The sequence below is a fragment of the Actinoplanes sp. NPDC048796 genome, assembly GCF_040650035.1.
GTDB lineage: Bacteria > Actinomycetota > Actinomycetes > Mycobacteriales > Micromonosporaceae > Actinoplanes.
Genome location: NZ_JBEZGO010000006.1, coordinates 251,372 through 275,109, shown reverse-complemented (window position 1 = coordinate 275,109; position 23,738 = coordinate 251,372). Strand labels below are relative to the sequence as shown.

At 69.8% G+C, this 23,738-nt stretch carries 25 protein-coding genes and 1 other RNA gene; 14 read left to right on the top strand and 12 right to left on the bottom strand.

Features of this window, described 5'->3' with window-relative positions; genetic code table 11:
• Positions 1 to 2,208, top strand: coding sequence for a hypothetical protein (locus tag AB0C26_RS25760; RefSeq protein ID WP_360252404.1), 2,208 nt, complete (start codon positions 1 to 3; stop codon positions 2,206 to 2,208).
• Here AB0C26_RS25760 and AB0C26_RS25755 read toward each other — a convergent pair.
• A complete protein-coding gene (locus AB0C26_RS25755) occupies positions 2,201 to 2,407 on the bottom strand; it encodes a hypothetical protein (RefSeq protein WP_360252402.1) in 207 nt (68 codons plus the stop codon). The two genes, AB0C26_RS25760 and AB0C26_RS25755, sit on opposite strands and share 8 nt — an antisense overlap.
• Positions 2,408 to 2,547: 140 nt before the next feature.
• Positions 2,548 to 3,570: an aspartate-semialdehyde dehydrogenase gene (locus tag AB0C26_RS25750; protein WP_360252399.1), complete on the bottom strand. Its 1,023-nt coding sequence runs from the start codon at positions 3,568 to 3,570 to the stop codon at positions 2,548 to 2,550.
• 112 nt (positions 3,571 to 3,682) lie between these two features.
• On the opposite strand from AB0C26_RS25750, the gene AB0C26_RS25745 reads away from it, so the two are divergent.
• The gene (locus AB0C26_RS25745) at positions 3,683 to 4,480 is read left to right on the top strand and encodes a methyltransferase domain-containing protein (protein ID WP_360252396.1); all 798 of its coding nucleotides are present in this window, start codon (positions 3,683 to 3,685) and stop codon (positions 4,478 to 4,480) included.
• A 2-nt stretch (positions 4,481 to 4,482) separates the two neighbouring features.
• Here the strand turns inward: AB0C26_RS25745 and AB0C26_RS25740 are convergent, their stop codons facing one another.
• Genes AB0C26_RS25740 through AB0C26_RS25725 form a run of 4 tightly spaced genes read right to left on the bottom strand, consistent with a single transcriptional unit; the run spans position 4,483 to position 7,804 of the window.
• The gene (locus AB0C26_RS25740) at positions 4,483 to 5,073 is read right to left on the bottom strand and encodes a M15 family metallopeptidase (RefSeq protein WP_360252393.1); all 591 of its coding nucleotides are present in this window, start codon (positions 5,071 to 5,073) and stop codon (positions 4,483 to 4,485) included.
• A 58-nt stretch (positions 5,074 to 5,131) separates the two neighbouring features.
• Positions 5,132 to 5,728: a GTP cyclohydrolase II gene (ribA, locus tag AB0C26_RS25735; RefSeq protein ID WP_360252390.1), complete on the bottom strand. Its 597-nt coding sequence runs from the start codon at positions 5,726 to 5,728 to the stop codon at positions 5,132 to 5,134.
• A 32-nt stretch (positions 5,729 to 5,760) separates the two neighbouring features.
• Complete coding sequence (locus tag AB0C26_RS25730) at positions 5,761 to 6,891, bottom strand: ABC transporter permease (protein ID WP_360252387.1); 1,131 nt, start codon at positions 6,889 to 6,891, stop codon at positions 5,761 to 5,763.
• A 10-nt stretch (positions 6,892 to 6,901) separates the two neighbouring features.
• Positions 6,902 to 7,804, bottom strand: a complete 903-nt coding sequence (locus AB0C26_RS25725) for a LysR family transcriptional regulator (RefSeq protein ID WP_360253144.1) — start codon at positions 7,802 to 7,804, stop codon at positions 6,902 to 6,904.
• A 70-nt stretch (positions 7,805 to 7,874) separates the two neighbouring features.
• Between AB0C26_RS25725 and AB0C26_RS25720 the strand changes: the two genes are divergently transcribed.
• The 10 genes from AB0C26_RS25720 to mctP all read left to right on the top strand — a co-directional run bounded on the left by AB0C26_RS25720 (position 7,875) and on the right by mctP (position 17,859).
• The gene (locus AB0C26_RS25720; protein ID WP_360252384.1) at positions 7,875 to 9,074 is read left to right on the top strand and encodes an MFS transporter; all 1,200 of its coding nucleotides are present in this window, start codon (positions 7,875 to 7,877) and stop codon (positions 9,072 to 9,074) included.
• 61 nt (positions 9,075 to 9,135) lie between these two features.
• Positions 9,136 to 9,564, top strand: a complete 429-nt coding sequence (locus AB0C26_RS25715; RefSeq protein WP_360252381.1) for a MarR family transcriptional regulator — start codon at positions 9,136 to 9,138, stop codon at positions 9,562 to 9,564.
• A gap of 327 nt (positions 9,565 to 9,891) precedes the next feature.
• A complete protein-coding gene (locus AB0C26_RS25710; protein WP_360252378.1) occupies positions 9,892 to 10,950 on the top strand; it encodes a type I glyceraldehyde-3-phosphate dehydrogenase in 1,059 nt (352 codons plus the stop codon).
• A gap of 9 nt (positions 10,951 to 10,959) precedes the next feature.
• On the top strand, positions 10,960 to 11,871 hold the full coding sequence (locus AB0C26_RS25705) for a threonine/serine dehydratase (RefSeq protein ID WP_360252375.1): 912 nt from the start codon (positions 10,960 to 10,962) through the stop codon (positions 11,869 to 11,871).
• A 578-nt stretch (positions 11,872 to 12,449) separates the two neighbouring features.
• A complete protein-coding gene (locus AB0C26_RS25700; protein ID WP_360252372.1) occupies positions 12,450 to 12,881 on the top strand; it encodes a hypothetical protein in 432 nt (143 codons plus the stop codon).
• Positions 12,882 to 12,897: 16 nt separating this feature from the next.
• Complete coding sequence (locus AB0C26_RS25695; RefSeq protein WP_360252369.1) at positions 12,898 to 13,662, top strand: sulfite exporter TauE/SafE family protein; 765 nt, start codon at positions 12,898 to 12,900, stop codon at positions 13,660 to 13,662.
• A 284-nt stretch (positions 13,663 to 13,946) separates the two neighbouring features.
• Positions 13,947 to 14,339, top strand: an RNA gene (gene rnpB, locus AB0C26_RS25690) — RNase P RNA component class A.
• 249 nt (positions 14,340 to 14,588) lie between these two features.
• Positions 14,589 to 15,866, top strand: coding sequence for a glycoside hydrolase family 18 protein (locus AB0C26_RS25685; RefSeq protein ID WP_360252367.1), 1,278 nt, complete (start codon positions 14,589 to 14,591; stop codon positions 15,864 to 15,866).
• Positions 15,867 to 15,982: 116 nt separating this feature from the next.
• A complete protein-coding gene (locus AB0C26_RS25680) occupies positions 15,983 to 16,219 on the top strand; it encodes a DUF3311 domain-containing protein (RefSeq protein WP_360252364.1) in 237 nt (78 codons plus the stop codon).
• Entirely contained in the window at positions 16,216 to 17,859 is a 1,644-nt protein-coding gene (mctP, locus tag AB0C26_RS25675) for a monocarboxylate uptake permease MctP (protein ID WP_360252361.1), read from the top strand. The genes AB0C26_RS25680 and mctP overlap by 4 nt, the downstream gene beginning before the upstream one ends.
• A 107-nt stretch (positions 17,860 to 17,966) precedes the next feature.
• Here the strand turns inward: mctP and AB0C26_RS25670 are convergent, their stop codons facing one another.
• Complete coding sequence (locus tag AB0C26_RS25670) at positions 17,967 to 18,353, bottom strand: VOC family protein (protein ID WP_360252358.1); 387 nt, start codon at positions 18,351 to 18,353, stop codon at positions 17,967 to 17,969.
• Positions 18,354 to 18,498: 145 nt separating this feature from the next.
• Between AB0C26_RS25670 and AB0C26_RS25665 the strand changes: the two genes are divergently transcribed.
• Positions 18,499 to 19,650, top strand: coding sequence for an MFS transporter (locus AB0C26_RS25665; protein WP_360252355.1), 1,152 nt, complete (start codon positions 18,499 to 18,501; stop codon positions 19,648 to 19,650).
• Here AB0C26_RS25665 and AB0C26_RS25660 read toward each other — a convergent pair.
• Positions 19,627 to 20,487, bottom strand: coding sequence for an aminoglycoside phosphotransferase family protein (locus AB0C26_RS25660; RefSeq protein ID WP_360252352.1), 861 nt, complete (start codon positions 20,485 to 20,487; stop codon positions 19,627 to 19,629). The genes AB0C26_RS25665 and AB0C26_RS25660 overlap by 24 nt on opposite strands.
• Positions 20,484 to 20,981, bottom strand: a complete 498-nt coding sequence (locus AB0C26_RS25655) for an HIT domain-containing protein (RefSeq protein ID WP_360252349.1) — start codon at positions 20,979 to 20,981, stop codon at positions 20,484 to 20,486. Before AB0C26_RS25655 ends, AB0C26_RS25660 begins: the two co-directional genes overlap by 4 nt.
• Before the next feature lie 133 nt (positions 20,982 to 21,114).
• Between AB0C26_RS25655 and AB0C26_RS25650 the strand changes: the two genes are divergently transcribed.
• Positions 21,115 to 21,879, top strand: coding sequence for a hypothetical protein (locus tag AB0C26_RS25650; RefSeq protein ID WP_360252346.1), 765 nt, complete (start codon positions 21,115 to 21,117; stop codon positions 21,877 to 21,879).
• A 28-nt stretch (positions 21,880 to 21,907) separates the two neighbouring features.
• Here AB0C26_RS25650 and AB0C26_RS25645 read toward each other — a convergent pair whose 3' ends face one another.
• The 3 genes from AB0C26_RS25645 to AB0C26_RS25635 all read right to left on the bottom strand — a co-directional run bounded on the left by AB0C26_RS25645 (position 21,908) and on the right by AB0C26_RS25635 (position 23,725).
• Positions 21,908 to 22,171: a hypothetical protein gene (locus AB0C26_RS25645; RefSeq protein WP_360252344.1), complete on the bottom strand. Its 264-nt coding sequence runs from the start codon at positions 22,169 to 22,171 to the stop codon at positions 21,908 to 21,910.
• A 64-nt stretch (positions 22,172 to 22,235) separates the two neighbouring features.
• The gene (locus AB0C26_RS25640) at positions 22,236 to 22,985 is read right to left on the bottom strand and encodes an SDR family oxidoreductase (RefSeq protein ID WP_360252341.1); all 750 of its coding nucleotides are present in this window, start codon (positions 22,983 to 22,985) and stop codon (positions 22,236 to 22,238) included.
• Positions 22,982 to 23,725, bottom strand: a complete 744-nt coding sequence (locus AB0C26_RS25635) for a DinB family protein (protein ID WP_360252338.1) — start codon at positions 23,723 to 23,725, stop codon at positions 22,982 to 22,984. Before AB0C26_RS25635 ends, AB0C26_RS25640 begins: the two co-directional genes overlap by 4 nt.
• Positions 23,726 to 23,738 lie beyond the last annotated feature (13 nt).

The window sequence follows — 23,738 nt, the reverse complement described above, 5'->3', positions numbered from 1 at the left end:
TTGGCCGCGCCGGTTGCCTTGGCCGCGCCGGTTGCCTTGGCCGCGCCGGTTGCCTTGGCCGCGCCGGTTGCCTTGGTCGCGCCAATCGCCTTGCTCCCGCCGGTTGCCCTGGCCGCGCCAGTCGCCTTGCTCGCGCCGGTCGCCTTGGCCGCGCCAGTTGCCTTGGCCGCCGTTGTCTTAGCGGCAGCCGCCTTGGCCCCGGTCGCCTTTGCGGCAGTCGCCTTCGCTCCGGTGGGCCTCGCACCCGCCGCCGTCGCCGTGGCCCTCGCACCCGCCGCCGTCGCCCTCGCACCCGTCCCCGCGCCGGTGGCCTTCGTAGCCGTCGCCTTCGCCGCGGTGGCCCTCGCGCCGGTCGCCTTCGCCGCTGTCGCTCCCGCTGCCTTCGCCCTCGCGCCGGTCGCCTTTGCTCCGGTGGCCTTCGCGGCAGTCGCCTTCGCTCCGGTGGCCTTCGCGCCCGTCGCCTTGGTCGCGGCGGCGCCGGACGTGGTGGCCTTTGCGGCTGCCTTCTCGGCGGCCGCGGTGGTGGCCTTGGCGATCGCCGCCTTCTTCGCCGCGCCCGTTGTCGCCTTGGTGGCGGCCTTCGCCGCCTTGTTCGCGGGGGCGGTGTTCGCCGCGGCCTTGTTCGCCGGAGCCGTGCCGCCGGCGGCCTTACGGGCGCTCGGCCGGGCCGATCCGGCGGGAGCCGCGCCCTTGCCCGTGGTCCGCGCCCGCTTCGGCGTACCCCTCTTGGAGGGCCTGATCCCCGACTCCGTGGCCGTCTCGATGTCAGGCGCCGCCGCGAGGTCGTCTTCCATGTCCGCCGCCGGCGCCGATCCCATGTCGTCGATCGACGCGGTCGTCATGTTCGGCCCGGACGCCATGGCCGCCGCCGTCCGTCGCGGCGTCACCGGCCGCTTACCGCCACGGGCCCCGGCCGCGCGCGCCGGCCGTACGGCCTCACCCGCCGCGGCACCACGCACGGACCCGGTCAGCGCCGCCCGCCCGGACACCCGCGCCGGCGCCTTGCTGCCGACCGGCTTGACCGCACCCGTCTTGGCCGCCGCCGACTTCCCGGCCGTCTTCGCCGTGCCCTTCGCCCCAGCCTGCTTAGGCGCCACCGCCGTGGCCCCGTTCAGAGCCGCGCCCTTCACCGCCCCTGCCTTCGCAGCCCTCGGCGTGGCGGCCTTGGCGCTGTTGACGGCCGCGCTCTTCGCGCTTGCCGCCTTCGTGGCTGTCGCCTTCGCGCCCGTCGCCTTTGCAGCCGTCGCCTTGGTTTCCGTCGCCTTCGTGCCGGTCGCCTTCGTACCGGTCGCCTTCGCAGCCGCCGCCTTGGTATCCGTCGCCTTCGTACCGGTCGCCTTCGTACCGGCGCCCTTCGACGTGGCCCTCACGGCGGCCGGCTTGGGCGCGCCCGGCTTCGGCGCCGTCGGCTTCGGGGCGGCCGGCTTGGCCGCGGCCGTCCTCGAGGTCTTGCCGGCGGACGTCACCTTGGCCGTGGCCACCTTCGGACCGGCGCTCGTAGCGGCAAGCGATCGCGCGGCCACCGGCTTGGCGGCCGCACTCTTCGCCGCGCTGCGCGGCTTCGGCGCCACAGTCCTACCGGCGGCAATCGTCTTCACGGCGGCGCTCTTCGAGGCGCCGGCCTTCGCAGTGACAGCCTTCGCAGTGGTGGGCTTCGCAGTGGTGGGCTTCGCAGTGGTGGGCTTCGCAGTGGTGGGCTTCGCAGTGGTGGGCTTCGCAGTAGTGGGCTTCGCAGTAGTGGGCTTCGCAGTAGTGGCCTTCGAGCCAGCCGTCTTGGCGGCACTCTTCGCGCCCGCGACCGACTTCACGGCCTTCACCGCGGCCGATTTGTCCGCCGCGGACCGGGCCGACCCGGGCTTCGCCGCGGACGCCGCCTTCCCGCCAGCGGTCCGGGCGGTCGACGCCGCAGCGGTCCGGGCCGTCGCCGCCGCGGTCCGGGCCGTTGACGCCGCGGTCCGGGCCGTTGACGCCGCCGCCGTGGTCCGGGTGGTCGCCGCCGCGGCGGTCCGAGCCGTCGACGCCGCAGTGGAGCGGGGCGATCTGGTGGTTACGGTGTTTTTGCCCGCTCTTGTGGCGAGATTGGTCGGGGCCTTTTTGGCAGCGGCCATCAGGGTGTTCCTCCTTGCGAATGACTGCGGGCTCGTCTCCGCCTGGAGACTGCGAAGATCCGGCTTGGACTCAGGGACGTCGGAGCCGGCTGTTAGCTGACCTCCCCGGTCCAGCGGGCATCCTCGGCATCCCAATCGGCATTGCGCTTCTCGACCGTCTCGAGAGCCCGCGTCGCTTCGTCAGCCGTGGCGTAGGGGCCGAGCCGGTACTGGGCGGGACAGAGGTCCTCGCCGGTCTCGACTCGACTGTCGCGAAGGCACCAGAAGTAGCCGCCTCCGCCGGGCCCACTGTCGTTCATGCAATCACTCTGCACCTCAAACCGACCATCCGCCACCGATTCGGGCAAAAAGTCCTAGATTTCCACAATGGAGGATGAGGCGTACGCAACAAAAACCGCCCCGGCCGTAACCCGGCCGGGGCGGTGACTGCAAGCGCTGATCAGAGTGAAGCGGCGACCAGCTCGGCGACCTGGACGGCGTTGAGGGCCGCCCCCTTGCGCAGGTTGTCGTTCGAGACGAACAGCGCCAGGCCGTTCTCCACCGTCTCGTCGGCGCGGATGCGGCCCACGTACGACGGGTCGCGACCGGCCGCCTCGAGCGGCGTCGGCACCTCGGAGAGCTCGACGCCGGGGGCCGAGGCGAGCAGCTCACGAGCCCGTGCGGGATCCAGAGGCCGCTCGAAGCGGGCGTTGAGCTGCAGCGAGTGACCGGTGAAGACCGGGACGCGTACGCAGGTGCCGGAGACCAGCAGGCCCGGCAGATCGAGGATTTTGCGGCTTTCGTTGCGGAGCTTCTGCTCCTCGTCGGTCTCGTTACGGCCGTCGTCGACGATCGAGCCGGCCAGCGGCAGGACGTTGAAGGCGATCGGCTTGGCGAACGAGCGCGGCGCCGGGAACTCCACGGCGGACCCGTCGAAGGTCAGCTCGGTGGCCCGGTCGGCGACCTTCTTGATCTGCTCGTCGAGCTCGGCCACGCCGGCCAGCCCGGCCCCGCCGACGGCCTGGTAGGTGGTGGCGACCAGCGCGACCAGCCCGGCCTCGTCGTGCAGCGGCCGCAGCACCGGCATGGCGGCCATGGTGGTGCAGTTCGGGTTGGCGATGATGCCCTTGGGCCGGTTGCGGACCGCGTCCGGGTTGACCTCGGAGACGACGAGCGGCACGTCGGGGTCCATCCGCCAGGCCGACGAGTTGTCGACGACCACCGCTCCGGCCTCGGCGACGCGTGGCGCGTACTCCTTGGAGGAGCCCTTGCCCGCCGAGAACAGGACGATGTCGAGACCGCGGTAGTCGGCGGTCGCCGCGTCCTCGACGGTCACCTCGCCGTCGCCCCACGGGAGTGTGCGGCCCGCGCTGCGCGCCGACGCGAAAAGACGAAGCTGCTCAACGGGGAAGGCGCGCTCGGCCAGGATGCGCCGCATGACGCCGCCCACCTGTCCCGTCGCGCCCACAATGCCGATCCTCATGGCGACAAAAGTACGGCCTGACGTGCGTACGGAGAAATCACTTACCCGTCCCAGTTCCACATGCCGAGATTTTTGTCCCACATCCAGGGACAGCGGGCATACCGTCGGTGGCATGGCGACGTACACACACGGTCATCACGAATCGGTCTTGCGCTCACACCGCTGGCGCACCGCAGAGAATTCGGCGGCCTACCTGCTGCCGCGTCTTTCCTCCGGTGTCACCGTCCTGGACATCGGTTGCGGCCCCGGCACCATCACGGCGGATTTCGCGGCCCTCGTCACTCCAGCCCGGGTGACCGCGCTGGAGGTCAAGCAGGAGGCGCTCGACCTGGCCCGCGCCGAGATCGCCCGGCGCGGCCTGGCCAACGTCGACTTCGCCGTCGGCGATGTGCACGCGCTCGACTTTCCCGACGCCTCGTTCGACGTGGTGCACGCCCACCAGGTGCTGCAGCACGTCACCGACCCGGTGGCCGCCCTGCGCGAGATGCGCCGGGTGACCAAGCCCGGCGGCGTCATCGCCGTACGTGACAGCGACTACAAGGCCTTCGCCTGGTATCCGGAACTGCCGGAGCTGGACGAGTGGATGGCGCTCTACCAGCGGGTGGCCCGGGGCAACGGCGGCGAGCCCGACGCCGGCCGCCGCCTGCTGGCCTGGGCCCGGGCGGCCGGGCTGACGGATGTCACGGTCACGTCGAGCACATGGTGCTTCGCCACCCAGGAGGACCGCGACTGGTGGGGTCACATGTGGGCCGACCGCATCCTCAAATCGGACATGGCGTCCACTGCTCTGCGGACCGGCGCCGCCGACGAGGCCGGCCTGAACCGAGTCTCAACGGCGTGGCGGGCCTGGGCCGCCGATCCGGACGGCTGGATGTCCCTGCTCCACGGTGAGCTGATCGCCCGCGTCTGACGTCAGGCCGACTTCGGCTTGTAGGCCCAGTGCCAGGGCTCGCGGGGGACGTTCTCCACGAAGCCGTACTTGTCGGCGTTCTTGCGCATCCAGGCCTGGGCCTTCGCGTCGAGGTCCAGGTCGGTGGCCATTCCCCAGCCGTGTTCGCTGGTGCCGGGCTTGGCGGCCAGGCCGCCCTGTGAGTACAGGCCCTTGCGGCGGGCCAGGTCGACCTGTTCCTCGTACGGGCGGTACGAGTCGGTGATGCCGATCGTCACGCCTTCGCGCTTGGCGTCGGCGATCATCTGGTTCAGGCCCTGCGCAGCCGGCGCCCACAGCTTGTGGCGCGTGCTGCCGACCTGCTCCAGGGCGTTGGCCGGGATCTTGCCGTTGCCGTAGGCGGCCAGTTCGGTCGGGATGCCCTTGCTGTTCAGGCTGTAGGAGCGGGCGGCCGTGTTCGTCGTACCGGCCATCGCCTCCTGCAGTTTGGCCGCGAAGTCGTCGCCGGCGCCGCCGCCCTGGACCGTTGTCGGCTGGGCCTGGGCGGTCTTGCCGGCCTGCTGGGTCTGGAGCGCGATCATCCGGCTCTGGATGTCGGCGATGCGCGAGTTCACTCTCTCGATCCCCACGCACTCCTGTTCGGCACCCGCGCGGAAACCTGAGGGCGAAAACTCAAAGTCGGATCGTGTGCCGCGTGTGATCGACCTTCGCCTGCAGGTAGCGCATATTGGCCGGGTTCGCGTGTACGCCGGTGGGCAGCACCCGCCGTACCGCAATCTCGTGAAGTCGAAGTTGACGGGCTTTGTCGGGATTGTTGGTCAGCAGGTCGATGGTGGGAACGCCGAGGTCGGCCAGCATCTGGGCCGCCGCCGTGTAGTCGCGTTCGTCGTCGCCGTGCCCGAGCGCGCGGTTCGCCTCGTACGTGTCGAGGCCCTGGTCCTGCAGCGCGTACGCGTCGAGCTTGGCGTAGAGGCCGATGCCGCGGCCCTCCTGGCGCAGGTAGAGCAGGTAGCCGCCGGCCGCGCTGAGCCGTTCGGCGGCCTCGCGCAGCTGGGGGCCGCAGTCGCAGCGCTCGGAGCCGAAGACGTCACCGGTGAGGCATTCGGAGTGCAACCGCACCAGCGGGATCTCCGACGGAGCGGTCCCTTCGAAGAAGAGCGCCAGGTGCTCCTTGCCGTCGGCCAGGCCGGTGAAGGTGATCACCTCGGCGGTGGCGGCGAAGCCGTCGGGGAAGCGGAGCGGGACGCGGACCCGGGTGCGTACGGACATGCCGCCTTTGATCGGACACGGCGGCGCCCGGATTAGATGTTGACCGACTCCCGGCGCTCCGAGCCTTCGAGGCGTTCGACCAGTTCGAGTTCGACCTCGGAGGTACGGTTCTTCCGGTTCGGCAGCATGTTGGTGACCAGCACGATCACCGAACCGATGCCCGCGTAGAGACCGAGAACGATCAGGTGGGAGCGGATCTCCGCGTTCGGGAAGTAGAGGTTGTCGCGGACCGCCTGCACGCCGGCGCCGGTCGGCAGGTTCTCGCCGAGGACCCGGCCGAACGCGGGCAGGAACTCGGGCAGGATGCTGGCGCCGGAGATCACCGTGCCCAGCGTGAAGTACATGGCGCCGATCAGCGCGCCGGGCGGGCCGAGCAGCGCGACCGCGCCCGCGGTGGAGGCGGTGATGGCCAGCGAGATGAGCGAGAAGATGGCCAGCATCTCGCCGCGGTCGGCGGTCGTACCGACCCCGAACCAGCCCATCGACCACAGGACCACCGCGGCCGACGCCACGGCGTAGACGGCCAGGATGCTGACGTGGGCGATGCCACGGCGCCATGACCTTTTCGTACGCGGGATCAGGCGGCCGAGACCCACCGACGCCACCGTGCCGCCGAGGGCCAGGGCCTGGGTGAGGTAGCCCAGCGACGCGCCGTTGACGTCGTCGTCGGGCAGCGGCACCACGTCGGTGACCGGCGGCGGCGAGTTGAGCTCCTGCGCCTGCGCGACCGGCATGGTCTTGCCCTTGGTGGCCAGTTCGGCCAGGGCGGCGGCGGTCTGCTGCTGCACGACCGTGGTGAAGGTGGTCTTGAGCAGCGTGGAGGCGGACACCCCGGCCGCGCTGGCCACGTAGAGGTGCGGCTCGTTGCCGGTGATGTCGACGCCGCCGTACACGTCCCGGCGTTTGATCGCGATCTCCAGGTCGTCCGCCGTCGCGTAGTCGGTGACCTTGAAGTAGCCGTTCTCGGTCAGCAGGCTGACCACCGGGGCCCGCTCGTTCGCGGACGCGACCAGCCCGACCGGCACGTGGTGGGGCTGGGCCTTGTGGCCCATGCCGAGGTAGTACGCGGTCAGGCCGAGCTGGACCAGCACGCCGATGAGGCAGACGGCCAGCGCGAACCGCCGGAACTGCAGCACCGACTCGGCTTGGGGTTCTTCCGCCATTTCCTCATGTTTACGGACGAACCGCCTTCGTGGGACCGTTTCGGTCGATCAGGGCGAGCAACGCTCGCGTTGCCGCGCTGGGCTGCCGGAGCCCCGGGATGGCGATGCCGAACGGCCAGACCAGGCCCACGCCCGGTATCCGCTTGATGATCAGGCCGCTTTTGTCGTCCACGGCGAACTGGGGAACGATCGCCACCCCGAGGCCTTCCCGGACGAAGTCGACGGCGCTGCTGATGTCGGTCACCTCGATGGCCACCTGCCGCTGCACCCCGGCCGCCGCGAACACCTGGTCGACCACGATCCGGTTGCCGTAACCGGCCGGGAAGTCGACGAACGGCTGCCCGTCGAGGTCGTGGACGCCCACCTCGCCGGCGGTGGCCAGCCGGTGCTCGAGGGGCAGGACGAGGTCGAGCGGACGGTCGTCGATCTGGGTCAGCCGTACGCCGGCGGGCGGCCGCCCCGGCCAGGAGACGAAGGCGAGGTCGAGGCCGCCGTCGACGAGCATGTCCATGAGCCCGCGGGAACCGCGCGGCGAGACACTGAGCCGCAGGGTGACGCCGGGGTGCCGGCGGTGATATTCGCCGAGCAGGCCGGGCATGTCGATCAGCGGGATGGACGTGAGGGTGCCCACCCGGACCGTTCCGCGCAGGCCACCGCGAACCTCGTCGACCGCGTCGCGGGCGGCCTGCGCCGCCTCCAGGGCGGCTCGCGCGCGCGGCAGGAGCGCCTGGCCGGCGTCGGTCAGCTCGACCCGCTTCGAGGTGCGTTCCAGCAGCTTGACGCCGAGTTCGTGCTCGAGCGCCTTGATCACCGCGGAGACGCCGGACTGGACGACGTGCAGCCGGGCGGCGGCCCGGGTGAAGTTGCGCTCCTCGGCGACGGCCACGAAGTACTCGAAGTGGCGGAGTTCCATCACGAACGCAGATGCTACTCAGCATGGATCATCGTTGGCGCTGATGCTCGGGACGGCGCACTCTCACCTCATGACCGTGATGACCAAGCCTGCCCCCACCGGTGCTCCCACCGGGTCGGCCCGTCACGGCGCCGCCTTCTGGCTGGTCGCCGTCGTCTACCTCGTGGCGCTCGCCTTCTCGACGATTCCGGCGCCGCTCTACCCGCTCTATCAGGCCGCCGACGGCTTCTCCTCGTTCACCGTCACGGTCATCTTCGCCGTGTACGCGGTGGGCGTGATCGTGGCCCTGCTGCTGGCCGGGCACGTCTCCGACTGGGTCGGCCGCCGCCGCGTCCTGCTGCCGGCCCTGGCCCTGGAGATCGTGGCCGGAGTGCTCTTCCTGGCCTGGCCGTCGCTGACCGGCCTGATCGTGGCCCGGTTGCTGACCGGCCTCGGCGTCGGCCTGCTGACCGCCACGGCCACCGCCTACCTGCTCGAACTGCACACCGCGCACCGGCCGCAGGCGAGCGGCACCCGCTTCGAGGTCGTCTCGGCGGCGGCCAATCTCGGCGGCCTCGGGACCGGCACGCTCGTCGCGGGCTTCCTGGCCCAGTTCGTCACGGCGCCGCTGCGTACGCCGTACGTCGTCTTCCTGGTCCTGCTGATCCTGAGCGTCGTCGCCGTCGCCGCCGGGCCCGAGACGGTGACCGCGCCCTCGGTGAAGCCGAAGTACCGCCCGCAGCGGGTCCGGATGAGCGGGAAGTCGCTGGTGGCGGCGGCTGGAGCGTTCACCGCGTTCGCCGTCTTCGGCCTGTTCACCTCGCTGGCGCCGGGCTTCGTGGCGGCCGGGCTGCACCACCCGAGCCGGCTGCTGGCCGGGTTCACCGCCTTCCTGGTGTTCGGCGCGGGCGCGGCCGCCCAGTCGGCGGCGGGCCTGCTGCCGGCCGCCCGGCGGTTCACGATCGGGCTGGTCGCGCAGGCCGCGGGCCTGGTCGTGCTGGCCGCCGGGATGCTCGCCACCTCGCTGCCGCTGTTCCTGATCGGCGGGGCGATCGCCGGCGCCGGGGCCGGAATCCTCTTCAAGTCGGCGGTCGGCCGGATCGCCGCGGCGGCGCCGGCCGACGAGCGCGGTGCCGCCCTGGCCGGGCTGTTCCTGGTCGGCTACGCCGGGTTGACCGTCCCGGTGCTGGGACTGGGCGTGGCGACCCTGTTCGTCGCCTCGACGACCGCGATGCTGTGGTTCAGCGGCATCCTGCTGGCCGCCCTCGCGGTGATCTTCGCGCGGCGCTGATCCTTTCCCCGGTGACGCTTGGGGCGCAAATGATTGCCGCCCCAAGCGTTACGCTTTACCGGTGTCCGACGACCCTCTGGAACTGGAACGCCAGGTCTGCTTCGCGCTGGCGGTGGCGTCGCGCAGCGTGATCGGGCTCTACCGGCCGCTGCTCGAGCCGATGAACCTGACCCACCCGCAGTACCTGGTGATGCTCGCCCTGTGGCAGCACGCGCCACTCTCCGTACGGGACATCAGCCGTCTCCTGCAGCTCGACCCGGGCACGCTCTCGCCGCTGCTGAAGCGGCTCGAGGCGGTCGGGTACCTCACCCGCAAGCGTGACCCCACCGACGAGCGCAGCCTCGCCGTCGACCTGACCGAGCGGGGCCGCGAACTGCGCGCCGAGGCGGAGAAAATCCCACCCGCGATCGTCGCCCGTTTGGGTATGCCGATCTCGGAACTCGAGTCGTTGCACGCGGCACTCACGCGGGTGATTGCGGCCACTCACTGATCGATTTCGGAATACCGTGGGAGCTTCGTTCGGGTTGAAATTCTCGGAACGAATTAGCAACGCCCATCGAGCGCCGATGGCCGGAATGCGCACCGTTCATCCGGATGGCGCACTGGGCATCGCCAGTGACCATTAGGAGGTTCGCAGCGCCATGACCCTGCCCCACCAGGTCTTATGTGGATCAAGAACACTGTGTGACGCGTCCTCCGTTGACGTGCAAGTTGCACGACTCTTAGTGTCGAGGGCGTGACGGCGAGTGGAAATCGGGTACGCACGGACCCTCGCCGGCACGGCACAGCGAGATTCAGAGCGGCCGAGGAGCCTTCGATGACTGTCACGATCGGCATCAATGGATTCGGTCGTATCGGCCGCAGCATCACCCGGATAGTCGCGGCATCACCCGATCCGGGAATATCAATTGCGGCGGTAAATGACCTTGCCTCGACCGAGAAAATGGCCTACGGGCTGCGCCGGGACAGCATTCGCGGCGCATTTCCGGGCACCGTCACCGCCCGCGCCGATCATCTCGTCGTCAATGACCATGCGATCCGCGCGTTCCATCACGAACGACCCGAGCGCATTCCGTGGGCCGACGCCGGCGTCGATGTCGTCATCGAGGCCACCGGGCGCTTCCGGGCCGGCACCACGGCCCGCACGCACATCACCCACGGCGGCGCCCGCAAGGTCGTGATCAGCGCCTCGGCCGACGACCCGGACGCGTTCCTGGTCTTCGGGGCCAACCAGGACACGTACGACTCGGACCAGCACGACGTGGTCTCCCCCGGCTCCTGCGGCGTGAACGCGCTGACCATCATGGCCAAGGTCCTGCTCGACCGGTTCGGGTTACGCGGAGTGAACTCGACGGTGGTGCTGGCCACCCAGGGCTGGCAGAAACCGCAGGACTCGGTGATCGGCACGTCGCGTGACGATCCGCGCCTGGGCCGGGCCACCGGCGACAGCATCATCCCGCACAACTTCGTGGTCGGCGACCTCGTCCGGGTGGTGCTGCCGGAGATCGGCGAGATGCGCTACAGCTACTACGTGGTGCCGACGCCGATCGGATCGCTGGCCGAGCTGTCCGGGCAGACCGGGCGCGCGGTCAGCGTCGAGGAGATCAACCGGGCCATGGCCGAGGCGGCGGCGGGACCCCTGAGGGGCATTTTGGCGTACGACCCGGATCCCACCGTCTCGATCGACGTGAAGAACAATCCGGCGTCGTGCCTGTTCGACCCGTCGGGCACCCAGACCACGGCGGACGGCGGCGTGAAGGTACGCGGCTGGTTCGACAACGAGTGGGGCTTCTCCAACCGATTACTCGACCTCGCGCGTCTCGTGGGTGAACGATCACCCGTCGCGACCCGGCGGGTGAGCTGGAGCATCGCTTAGGGTTCAACAGTGATCGACATTCAGGATGTACGGGCGGCGGCCACCCGGATCGGCTCCCGGGTGCGCAGTACACCGGTGCTCCAGGTGGGCCCTTCGCTGTGGTTCAAGCTGGAGCAGACGCAGTACGCCGGATCGTTCAAAACCCGTGGCATGATCAACCAGGTCCTCGCCGCGGGCCCGCTGCCCCCGGCCGGCATCGTGGCCGCGTCCGGCGGCAACGCGGGCCTGGCGGCGGCGTACGCGGCTCGCGAGCTCGGCATCGCGGCCACGGTCTTCGTACCGGTCACGGCCCCGCCGGTGAAGGTCGCGAAGCTCGGCAAACTGGGCGCCCAGGTCACCCAGATCGGCAGCGAATACGCGGAGGCGTACACGGCGGCGGTCGAACACGCGGCGTCCACGGGCGCCCTGTTCTGCCACGCCTACGACGACCCTCACATGGTCGCCGGGAACGGCACGATCGCCCTGGAGCTCCTGGACCAGATCCCGTCCGGCTTCGACACGGTCCTGGTCGCCGTCGGCGGCGGCGGCCTGATCGCCGGCATGATCGCGGCCCTGTCCCCCACGGTCAAGGTCGTGGCGGTGGAGCCGGAGACCTCCTCGGCCCTGCACGCCGCCCTGGCCGCCGGCACCCCGGTCGACGTCCCGGTCTCAGGCGTGGCAGCCGACTCGCTGGGCGCCCGCCGGGCCGGCCAGATCGCCTTCGACCTGGCCCGAACCTTCGACATCCCGTCGGTGCTGGTCGGCAACCAGGCCATCATCGACGCCCGCCGAGCTTTGTGGGACGACTACCGCCTGGCCGTCGAACACGGCACCGCGGCGGCTTACGCGGCCCTGACCTCAGGCGCCTATGTACCCGCCCCCAACGAACGCGTCGTAGTCCTCATCTGCGGCGCCAACACAAACCCGGCCGACCTGGCTTAGCCCGCCGGCCACCTTCCCCCGCCTCAACTCACCTCATCGCGCCCACCTCACCCCGCCGCGCCCTGCCTCATTCCGCCCCACCTCATCCGGTCGCGCCTCATCCGGCTCACCCACCCCGTAACGCCCCGGCCCTCACCTACGCTCCATCCCACCTCGTAATGCCCTGGCAGCCACCTCGCCGCACCCCCTCGTAGCGCCCCGGCCTCCGCCTCGCCCCGCCTCACCCTCCACACCCCGCCTCGCCACGCCTCACCCATCCACACTCCGCGCCGCGCCGCGCCCCGCACCGCCGCGCCCCGCCCCGTCACGCCGTGCCCCGCCCCGCCACGCACCTCCACACCCCGCCCCGCCGCGCCCCACACCCCGTCACGCCACACCGCGCCCCGCCACGCCGCGCACCTCCACACCCCGCGCCGCGCCCCACACCCCGTCACGCCACACCGCGCCCCGCCGCGCACCTCCACACCCCGCCCCACACCCCGCGCCGCCGCGCCGCACCCCGTCACGTCCCGCCTTCGCGCGCAAATCCGACATTTCCGTTTTGGGGATTTCGTCGGCGCTGGCCCGATACTGGGCCGATGACTGTTACGGCGCAGCTCGACCAGACCACCTGGACCGAGGCGGACTACCCCCGGATGGGCTGGCACGACAGCCGGGTCCACGCGTTCAGCCTGACCGGGGAGCCACAGGTCAGGCTGCTTCTCGACCTCGACTACGTGACGGGCGGCGGCCCCGCCGAGGGCTTTCTCGTGGCACCCGCGACCCTCGTTTTCGACGAACCGTGGGGCCTCGCCGGCGGCTTCGGCCCGCTCGCCGAGCCCCTCGACATCGCCGACATCCACCGGCTGCCCTCCCCCGACCAGCATCCCGCCCCGGTCTGGCACATCGAGGGGCACAACTTCGCTTTCGAGGTACGGGCGACCGGCTACCGCCAGTTCCTGCGCCGCCCGCCGCTGCGCGTGCCGGTGCCCGCCCTCACCTGGGACGAGCGCGGCGGAGTCAGCTTCTGAGTAGATTTCTCCCATCATGGATGTCGCGCACATTTTGCTGCTGGTCGCCGCCGGCCTGGCCGCCGGCGCGGTGAACGCCATAGCCGGCGGCGGCTCGCTCATCACGTTCCCGACGCTGATCGCCACCGGCCTGCCCTCGGTCGCCGCGAACGTCACCAACTCCATCTCGGTCTTCCCCGGCTACGTGTCGAGCGTCGCCGGAAGCCGCGCCGACCTGGCCGGCCAGTCCCGCCGCCTGCGCGCCGTGGTGCCCGCCGCCGTCCTCGGCTCGGCGGCCGGCTGCGCGCTGCTCCTGCTGACCCCCGCCCGAGCGTTCGAACTGATCGTGCCTTTCCTGGTCCTGGCGGCCGCCGCCACGCTCGCCTTCCAGCAGCGCCTGCGCGGCCTGGTCGGCCACCCCCGCCACCTCTCCCCACGCCGCGCCGCCCTCACCTTGCAGGCCGTGGTTTTCATCGGCGCCGTCTACGGCGGCTACTTCGGTGCGGCCCTGGGCGTGATGTATGTGGCGGCCCTGGCCCTGATCCTCGACGAGTCCCTGAACCGCATCAACGCCCTCAAGAACGTCCTCTCGGCGGTCGTCGGCCTGATCACCCTGCTGGTCTTCGCCTTCTTCGCCCCCGTCAACTGGGCCGCCGTCCTGGCCTTGGCCCCCGCCACCGTCATCGGCGGCTACCTGGGCGCCCGACTGGCCCGCCGCCTCCCGGCCCGGGTCCTCCGAGCCCTGATCGTCACCTTCGGCACAGCAATAGGCCTGCTCCTGCTGTACCGGGCCCTCACCTGATCCACCACACCCACCACCCCGCTCACCAAGCCGCCCTCGCGAAGCCTCCCGCCGCCGAGCCCGCCCCTCCTCCGTCCCCGCCGCACCGGCCCGCGCAGGAACCCATCCCGCCACGAGCCCCGCCCCGCCAAGCGACGCACCGCTCCACGCAGCGAACCGCCGCCTCCGCGAAACCTGCCCGCGAATCGAAGCTCCGCCCCCGCGCAGCCCGCCCCGCGAATCGAAGCTCCGCCCCCGCGCAGCCCGCCCCGCGGTGGCCGCCCGTAGGATGAAGGTGCGACGGACGAGTCGGCTGGGCGGTCGCGTCGGTGCTTTCGGGTGCCGCCGAGGAACGTCCGGACTCCGCAGAGCAGGGTGGTTGTTAACGGCAACCCGGGGCGACCCGCGGGACAGTGCCACAGAGAACAGACCGCCGGCCCCACCAGGCCGGTAAGGGTGAAACGGTGAGGTAAGAGCTCACCAGCACCCCGGGCGACCGGGGTGGCTAGGTAAACCCCACCCGGAGCAAGGCCAAGCAAGGCCGGAGCCGCAGGGCCCCGACCGGCGCAGGCGTTCGAGGGCTGCTCGCCCGAGCCTGCGGGTAGGCCGCAAGAGCCTGCCGGCAACGGCAGGCCGAGATGGATGGCCGCCACCAGCTTCCGCTGGGACAGAATCCGGCGTACAGGCCGACTCGTCCGTCGCCCTTATCGCCGTACGGCGCGGAAGCGGCCCGAAGCTCCGAGACGAACAGTTCGGGGCTTCTGAAGCCGTCGGTGGCAAATCTGGTGACGGTGCCCCTGGCCGTGCGCTCCTGGTCGGCGCCGGCAAACCGGGCGATCGGGACCCATCGCCCCGGCGCCGGCGCGACCAGGGTGATGAAACCATTGCTTCCGCGCAGTGAGACCTCTAACTTCCTCGATTAGGAAACTTTCTTTCCTGGAGGACTCATGCGCGGTTTGAAACGCCGTCTTGTCGCTGTGGCCGCCGTGGCCGCGGTGGGGGCGACGGTTGCGGCTACACCTGCTCAAGCGACCGGTAAGTCATACGTCAAGGTCGGGTACTTCACGCAGTGGGGTATCTATGGCCGCGATTTCCCACTCAGCAAGGTGCAGAACTCCGGCGCGGCCGGGAAGCTCACGCACCTCAACTACGCGTTCGGGCCGGTGACGGCCGATGGGGTCTGTGCGAGCGCCGACCCGTGGGCCGACTGGCAGACCAGCTTCGACGACGCGCACAGTGTGGACGGTGTGGGCGATGTGGCGGGGCAGCCGATCGCCGGCAACCTCAACCAGCTGGCCGAGCTCAAGAAGAAGAACCCCAAGCTGCGGGTGCTGATCTCGCTCGGCGGGTGGACCGGGTCGGCGCACTTCTCGGACGCCGTTCTGACCGATGCGTCGCGGAAGAAGCTCGTCAGCTCCTGCCTCGATCTGTGGATCAAGGGCAACCTGCCGGGGCTGCCGGCGGGCACCGCCGCCGGGATCTTCGACGGTGTCGATCTGGACTGGGAGTGGCCCGGGTCCGAGGGCAATGCCGGCAATGTCGTCCGGCCCGAGGACAAGCGGAACTTCACGCTGCTCACGGCCGAGTTCCGGGCCCAGCTCGACCGGCTCAGCCGGACCACGAAGCACCGGTACGACCTGACCGCCTTCCTGCCGGCGGCGCCGGCCAAGATCGCGGCCGGCTTCGAGGGCGACAAGATCTTCAAATACCTGGATTTCGGTACGGTCCAGGGGTACGACTTCCACGGCTCCTGGGAGACTCGCGCCAACCAGCAGTCCGCCCTTTTCGTCCCGCGCAACGCTCCTGACAACCCGGACTTCTCCGTGGATGTCGCGATCAACGCGTGGATCAAGGCCGGAGCACCCAGGAAGGAACTCGTCCTGGGACTGCCGTACTACAGCCAGGGCTGGACCGGCATCACCCAACCCGGGAACGGCCTGTTCGCCCAGGCCACCGGCCCCGCCCCGGGCATCTTCGCCGCCGGCAGCGAGGACTACAAGACGGTGAAGAACCTGCCCGGCTTCAAGCTCTACCGCGACTGGCGCGGCGGGCACGCCTGGCTGTTCGACGGCACCACATTCTGGACCTACGACGACCCGGCCCAGATGATCCAGAAGGCCGTCTACATCAGGGCCAAGGGCCTGGGCGGCGCCATGATGTGGTCGCTCGACGGCGACGACGACAAGGCGTCCCTCACCAAGGCCGTCGCCGCCGGACTGAAGTAGAAAACGTACGCCGTTCGGCGCATTTCGTGGACCGCTCGGCGCACGATGATCGCCCGATTTGACCCCTCCTCGTTAGCGTGACGTACAGCACCAGCGCTGACGAGGAGGTACGGGCCATGGCGGAGCCTGAGACCAGAGAGCCCGACGCAAGACGCCGTACGGACCGCAGCCCCTGGAACTGGCTGCTGCTCCTCCCGATCGTCGTGCCGGTCCTGACGTTCATCTACAACCGTGACGAACCGCGGCTGTTCGGCTTCCCGGCCTTCTACTGGATCCAGTTCCTGTTCATCCTGCTCGGCGTCGGCACCACGACGATCGTCTACCAGATGACGAAGCGGGGACGCCGGCCATGAGGGACCACATCACCGAGATCGTCGTCTTCACGCTGCTGTTCCTGCTGGTCAGCGGCATGGGTTTCGTGGCCGCCCGCTGGCGCGCGCCGAAGGACATGGCGCACCTGGACGAATGGGGCCTGGGCGGGCGCAACTTCGGCGGCTGGATCACCTGGTTCCTGGTCGGCGGCGACCTCTACACGGCGTACACCTTCGTCGCCGTACCCGCGCTGATCTTCGGCGCCGGCGCGGCCGGGTTCTTCGCCGTCCCGTACACCATCATCATCTATCCGATGTTCTTCCTGATCCTGATCAGGCTCTGGTCGGTGTCGCACCGGCACGGCTTCGTGACCCCGGCCGACTTCGTGCGCAGCCGGTTCGACTCGCCCACGCTGGCCCTCGTCGTGGCCATCACCGGCATCGTGGCCACCATGCCGTACATCGCCCTGCAGCTCGTCGGCATCGAAGCGGTGCTCAAGACGATGGGCGTGACCGGCGACAGCCTGCTCGCCCGGCATGCGCCGATCATCATCGCGTTCGCGATCCTGGCCGCGTACACCTATCAATCGGGTCTTCGCGCCCCCGCGCTGATCGCCTTCGTCAAAGACGCGCTGATCTACATCGTGATCCTGGTGGCGGTCATCTACCTGCCGACCAAGCTGGGCGGCTGGGGCAGCATCTTCGACGCCGCCGAGGCCAAGTTCACGGCCAGCCCGAACGCCAACGACGGCATCACCCTGAACGCCAACAACCAGATCCAGTACGTGACGCTCGCGCTCGGCTCGGCGCTGGCCCTGTTCCTCTACCCGCACAGCATCACCGGCGTGCTCGCCAGCAAGAACCGCACCGTGATCAAGCGGAACATGTCGGCCCTGCCGGCCTACAGCTTCCTGCTCGGCCTGCTCGCGCTTCTCGGGTACGCGGCCATCGCGTCCAACGTGAAGCCGCTGCCCGGCGCCACCCAGGGCACCGTCGACAGCAACACCGTCGTACCGCTGCTGTTCGACATGCAGTTCCCGGCCTGGTTCGCCGGCGTCGCCTTCGCCGCGATCGGCATCGGCGCTCTCGTCCCGGCCGCCATCATGTCGATCGCCGCGGCCAACCTGTTCACCCGCAACATCTACAAGGAATACCTGCGCAAAAACGCCTCACACGCCGACGAGGCCCGCGTCTCCAAGATCACCTCGCTGGTCGTGAAGGTCGGCGCGGTCGCCTGCATCGTCTTCCTCGACCCGCAGTTCTCCATCGACCTGCAACTCATCGGCGGCGTGATCATCCTGCAGACGGCGCCGGCGGTGGCGCTCGGCCTGTTCACCCGGTGGCTGCACCGGGGCGCGCTGATCGCGGGCTGGGTGGCCGGCATGGGCCTGTCGATGTGGATGCTGTGGCAGATCCCGAACCCGGCCACGAAGCGCGCCCACTTCGGCGGGTCGGCGTTCCCGCTGTCCGAATTCGGCTTCGACACCAAACGCACCATCTACGTCGGCTTCGTGACCGTGCTGGTCAACCTGCTGATCGCGGTCATCGTCACGCTGATCCTGCGGGCGGCCAAGACGCCGGCCGGCGTCGACGGCACGCGGCAGGACGACTACTTCGCCGACGAGGGCGACCCGCGCGTCGACCGCGACCTCACGGCCGTGGAGACACCCTCGTCCACTTGAGATGGTGAGTGGCACGAGAAGTACCGGTTCCATTCGTCGGCGATTGTTTCGCCGAATCGGAAGGGGCACGCACCGGTTCCCGGCACGCGCCCCTTCCGTTTCGTGAACTAGTCGTCCGTGTACAGGCAGAACGGATGCCCGGCCGGATCGAGCATCACCCGTACCGTCTCCTGCGGTTGATAGGAGGCCTGTTCGGCGCCGACCGAAATGGCGTGCGCGACGGCCTCCTCCAGATTGTCGACCTCGATCTCCAGGTGCATCGACATCTGCGGCTTCCCCGCCTCGGCCGGCCACACCGGCCGTACGTAGTGCTTCTCGGTCTGGAATCCGAGGTTGTAACCCGCGTTCTCGGAGGGCGCCACCGCCCCGCCCAGCCCGTTGTCCGCCGGATAGAAATTCCAGCCGAGCAGCCGCGAATAGAAGCGCCCCAACTCCATCCCGTCCGGCGCGTCCAGCGTCACACCCCACCACTGCTTACGGCTCCTGAGCGGCACCAGCGACTCCTATCTACCGTTTTGCGTTCCCCAGATCTTTATTCAATCCAGAAACGAGCATCCTGGCGAGCCGTTCCGCTGTGACAGTCATCAATTCCTCTCGGGGCGTAAACGCAGCCTTCCCCGCCGTCGTTAGGGTCGGTTCATGATCGAGCGGAAGGCGCGGGTCGCGACGTCGGCGATCTTCGCGGCGCACGGGGCCGTCACCGGCACGTTCGCGGCGCGAGTGCCGTGGGTGGCCGACCACGTCGGGGTGGGGCCGGGTGGGCTCGGGCTGGCTCTGCTCATGCCCGGGCTCGGTGCGCTGATCGCGATGCCGCTGTCGGGCCGGCTCGTGCATCGGTTCGATCTGCGTTCCCTCGTACGCGTCCTGATGCTCTGCTGGTGTGCCGCTCTTCTGCTCCCGGCGCTGCCGACCTCGTTGTGGGCGCTCGGCCTCGGCCTGATCGTCTACGGGGCGGCGGCCGGCGTGGCCGACGTCGCCATGAACGCGCACGCCGTGCTCGTGGAGGAACGCTACGGCCGGTCGGTGATGTCCGGCTTCCACGGCTGGTGGAGCCTCGGCGGGCTGGCCGGCTCGGCGGTGGCCGTGCTCGCGACCCGGGCCGGCCTGTCCGCGCCCACGCACTTCCTGCTCACCGTGGCCGCCCTGTTCGCGGTCGTGCTGACCGCGTCGCGGTGGCTCATCCCGCACCGGCCCGCGGCCGGCCTGGAGGAACCGCCGGCGTTCGCGTTGCCCACCGGCCGGGTGTTGACGATCGGCCTGATCGGCCTGTGCGCGGTCTTCGCCGAGGGGGCCAGCCTCGACTGGGCCGCCGTGTACGTCCGCGACCTGCTGCACCATCCCGCCGCCACCGCCGCGGCCACCGTCTCGATCTTCTCGGTCTGCATGGCCGTGGCCCGCTTCGGCGGCGACCGGGTCGTCCGGCGGTTCGGCCCGGTGACCACCGTCCGCTTCTCCGGGGTGTGCGCCACGGCCGGCGCCCTGACGATCGTTCTGGCCGAGCCGGTCGCGCTGGTGATCGCCGGGTTCGGCCTGCTCGGCATCGGCATCGCGGTGGTCGTGCCGCTGGTGTTCGCGGCCGCCGCCCGTACCGAAAGCAGCCCGGGCAAAGGCATCGCCGGGGTGGCCGGCATCGCGTACGGCAGCGGTCTCATCGCCCCCGGCATCATCGGCGGCATCGCCCACGTGTCGTCGCTGACCGTCTCGTTCGGCGTCATCGTGGCGCTGATGATCGTCATGACGCTGGGCGCACAGGTTCTGCGAGTGCGGTCAGCGCAGCCGCGGCTCCAGTAGGGCGGCCACCTCGATCGCCCGGCTCCGCGCCTGGCCGGACGCCTCTACCGTCCACAACTCGGACAGCACGCCCATGACAAATCCCCAGGCCACGACGCGGTCCACCGGCTCAAGCCGGGACAGCTGCTCGATCCGGGCCGGCACCAGCGCGAGCAGCGCCGGGTCGTGCCGCTCCGGATCGGGGTTGTAGAGCATCGCCCCGCAGTCGAAGCCCGGGTCCCCGATCAGCGGCGACGGGTCGATCGCCAGCCACGGCGCCCGCTCGGCCCGCAGCACATTGCCGTGGTGCAGGTCCCCGTGCAGCACGGTCTCGCGCGGCGCGTCCGCACAGAGGTCGTCGAACAGCTCCGCCGCCCGCTCCACCATCCGCCGTGGAATCGGCCCGTCCCGGTCATAGCGCTCGAAAGCCCCACGCAGGGTGCGCAGATGAGGCAGAGAACGATTGATGGGGGGTACGCGGTGAAGCAGCTCCGCGGCGTCGACAAGAACCGCGGTGGCGGCCGCGTCGTCGTCGAGCTCGGCCACCGGCGTACCGGGAAAGGCTTGCTCGATCAGCAACGCACCGCGAGCCGCGTCCTCGGCCCGAAGCCGCACAGCGCCGCGCCCATCGAAGATCCGCAGGGCCTCGGCCTCGGCGCCGAGATGCCCATCCGGGACGCCGAGCTTGAGGACGCCGCCACCCTTCACCGTGGCGACCCAATGGAAGGTCATGGCCTGCGGCTCATCGATTTCCAGGCCCCATTCGCCGGCCATGTCATCGATCAGCTTCGGGAGGTCGGCGAGCCACTGCTCGCCCTCGGCCCCCCAGTTCTCGACGATGTTGCGCCGAAAATTCACTGCTGGCCCGCGGAAATCTCGCACGCTTCCTGCGCCGTACGCCGAAGACCCACCCACCCCTGCGTCTCGGACAGCTCGATCTCCTTCACAGCCGGCACGAAAACGGCTTCCCGCTCCGCCTTGTCATAGTCACCGAGCCGGTGCCGGAAACGCTGAGCGTTCCCCTGCCGGCTACCCAGGCTCATCGAGTACATCCGCTCGGTCGGCACGGTCGCCTCCAAAGCACGAGCGACCCGGTGCACGGTCCCTTGAAAGCGCAGAAACTCATCCACCTCCATGTCGGCCACCCAGCTCTCAAGGTGCCGCCGAGGGCACACGACGGTGTAACCGAGCAGAGTCGGATACCGAGTCGGAAAGGCAACAGTCTCCTGATTCTCATAGACCAGGTGATGCCGGTAGTCGGGATGGCCACCAAGAAACGCACACACGAAGCAAGGCCCTTCGGTGGATCGCTTGATGTACGCCTCAAGGTCGTACTCAGGCCTGGCACTCATGGCACGTATCTTGCCTCGCCGAGCACCATAGGGCGGTGACCCGAGACGACCCTCCACGTCATGATCGGCTCTGCCCGGCCGCGGTGGCAGTCCTACGGCGCCGGGTACTGCAGCGCGACGCCGTCCATGTAGCTTGATCGTCGCCAACCGATCCAGCGGGGGAAGCGGCGCCATGAAAATCAGGTCCTTGGGGGCCGCGGCACTGTCCATTGTGCTGCTCGCCGGATGCGCGGCCGCGAACGACGACGAGGCCGTTACATCGTCCGCGTCGGCCTCTGACGCTGCCGGCAACGGCGTCGCCGCGTTGCCGCCGGCCGAAATCGTCGGCAAGGCGCTGGCCGCTATCCGGCAGACGACATCGGTCCACGTCAAGGGTCGCCTCGTCGACGACTACCGCAATGTCAGCCTGGATATCACAGTCGCAGGCGCGGACGAGACGGGCGTTCTCAAGACCAGTAAAACGACCGTCGAGCTGATCACGGTCGGTGGGCAGCGCTACCTTCGCCTCGACACGGCGTCCTGGATCGCGATGCTCGGCGCGACGAAGGGTGAGCTGACCGCCCAGCGTGCGAGCGGCCGCTGGATCAAGTTGTCCGCGGCGGACCGGAACTTCGAGGATCTGTACTCCGTCGCCGACGTCGAGGAGCTCCTGCGCTACTACGACGGCTTCAACAAAGGTCCCGCCGGCGCCCTCGACGGCCAGCCGGTGATCAGCCTGACCAGCCCCGACGTCGGGGGCGACACCGTCTACATCGCCACTACCGGCGAGCCGTACCCGCTAAAGATCACCTCGCCGAAATCCGGCGGCACCGACATCGCGTTCACCGAGTACGGCGCGGCAGTCGCTGAGATCAAGACCCCGCCGAATGCCGTCGACTTGGCGAAAGTGGTCAGCTAGCACAACGACCGCCTCGCGGCTGAGTCTGTCAGTCTTCGTCGGTGAGTTCGGCCAGCAGTTCGGCGGCGTCGCTGTTGCCGGTGTCGGCCAGGCGGCGTAGCTCGTCGGTGTCGCCTCGCTCGCTGGCCAGCTGGACGAGTTCGTCGGTGGCGTCGCGGCTGCCCGCGTCGGCGAGGCGGCGCAGTTCCGCCATGTCACCTCGTTCGCCGGCCAGTTCGACGAGCTGGTCCACCGCGTCCCGGTCTCCGCCGGCGGCCCGCGCGCGTAACTCCGACAGCTCAGAATCCGTCATGGTTGTTCAGCCTAGGCCGGTCGTCGGCGGGCGTCCGGCCGCTGGACGTGAATGAAGGAAACCCTCAGGCGAACCCGCCGTTGCTCATCAGCAGCTGGCCGTTGATCCAACCACCCCGCGGCGAGCACAGGAAGTCGACCAGGTGGGCCGTGTCCTGCGGAGTTCCCAGGCGGCCCATCGGGGTCTCGCGGACGACCATCTCCTGGAGGTCGCCGGACATCCAACCGGTGTCGATCGGGCCCGGATTGATGACGTTCGCGGTGATGCGCAGGTGGGACAGCTCCCGCGCGGCGGCCAGGGTGATCCGGTCGAGGGCGCCCTTGCTCGCGCCGTACGGCAGATTGCCCGCAGTGGCGTCACTGGTCAGGGCGATGATCCGGCCCGTGCCGGGCGCACCTTGGAAGCGCCGCGCGTGTTCCCGGATGAGGAGCCAGGTGGCGCGGGCGTTGACCGCGAAGTGACGGTCGAAGCTTTCCACGGTGGTGTCGAGCAGGCCGGAGTTGACCGACTCGCAGTGGCACATGACCAGGGCCGTCACCGGTCCGAGGCGCTGCTCGGCCTCGTCGTAGATCGCGGCCGGCGCCGCCACCTCGGTCAGGTCGGCCTCGATGGCGGCGCTGCGGCCGGCCAGCCCGTCGGCGATGGCTTTCGTCGCGCCGGCTTCGGGACCCCAGGGCATGCGGTCGTCGTACGCGTGCCAGTACGTGAAGGCGACATCCCACCCCGAGGAGGCGAGCTGCCGGGCGATGCCGGCGCCGATCCCGACCGTACGGCCGACGCCGGTGACCAGAGCAACCGGTCGAGATTCGTTCATACCCGTGATTCCAGCACAGCCAGGTCGCGTTCCGCGAAGCGGCGATGCTCCCACTCCTCGTTCAGCACGGTGAGCAGGCAATCCCGTACGGGAAAGGTCTTCGCCGGCGGCGGCCAGCCTAGGCCGTCGACGGGTTTGGTGTCGGCGGCCAGCAGCTCGTCGGTCAGGCCGTCGAGGACCCGCCGCACGGTGGCCATCCGGTCGAGCCGGAGGGCGAGCGCCTCGTCGAGGGCGGGCCGGGCCGCCCGATCACGCGGAACACCGGGCGTGTCGTCCATGCCGTCCCACGGCAGCGAAAGCGGATGCCACGGCGAGGGCTCACCCAGGATGGCCCGCGACACCCACGACTCCTCGGCGAAGGCCAGATGCCGCAACGTCTCGATGAACGACCATTCCCCGTCCACGGACTCGTGCAGCATCGCCTCGGGCAGCCGCCGCGCCCGCTCCACCGTCTCAGCCCACCGCGCCTCGACAAGATCCCAGGCCTCCCGAAATCCGGCCGGCTCCGTCGGCCGCATCTTGACCCGCTCGGGGTCACGACGATCCATTTCGGCCTGTACGTACGGAACAACGTCCACCCCGTTGATCCGCAGACTCTCGATCTCCCCGTCGATGTCGACCCGGCCGAGATACACACCTCGCATCACGACGTCATGGAAGTTCACGTCCCGAAAGCGACTGCCGGCCAGATCGGCCCGCTCGAACCGGGAGCCGCGCAGGTCCCCCTCAAATTCCGCCATGCCCGCACGCTAG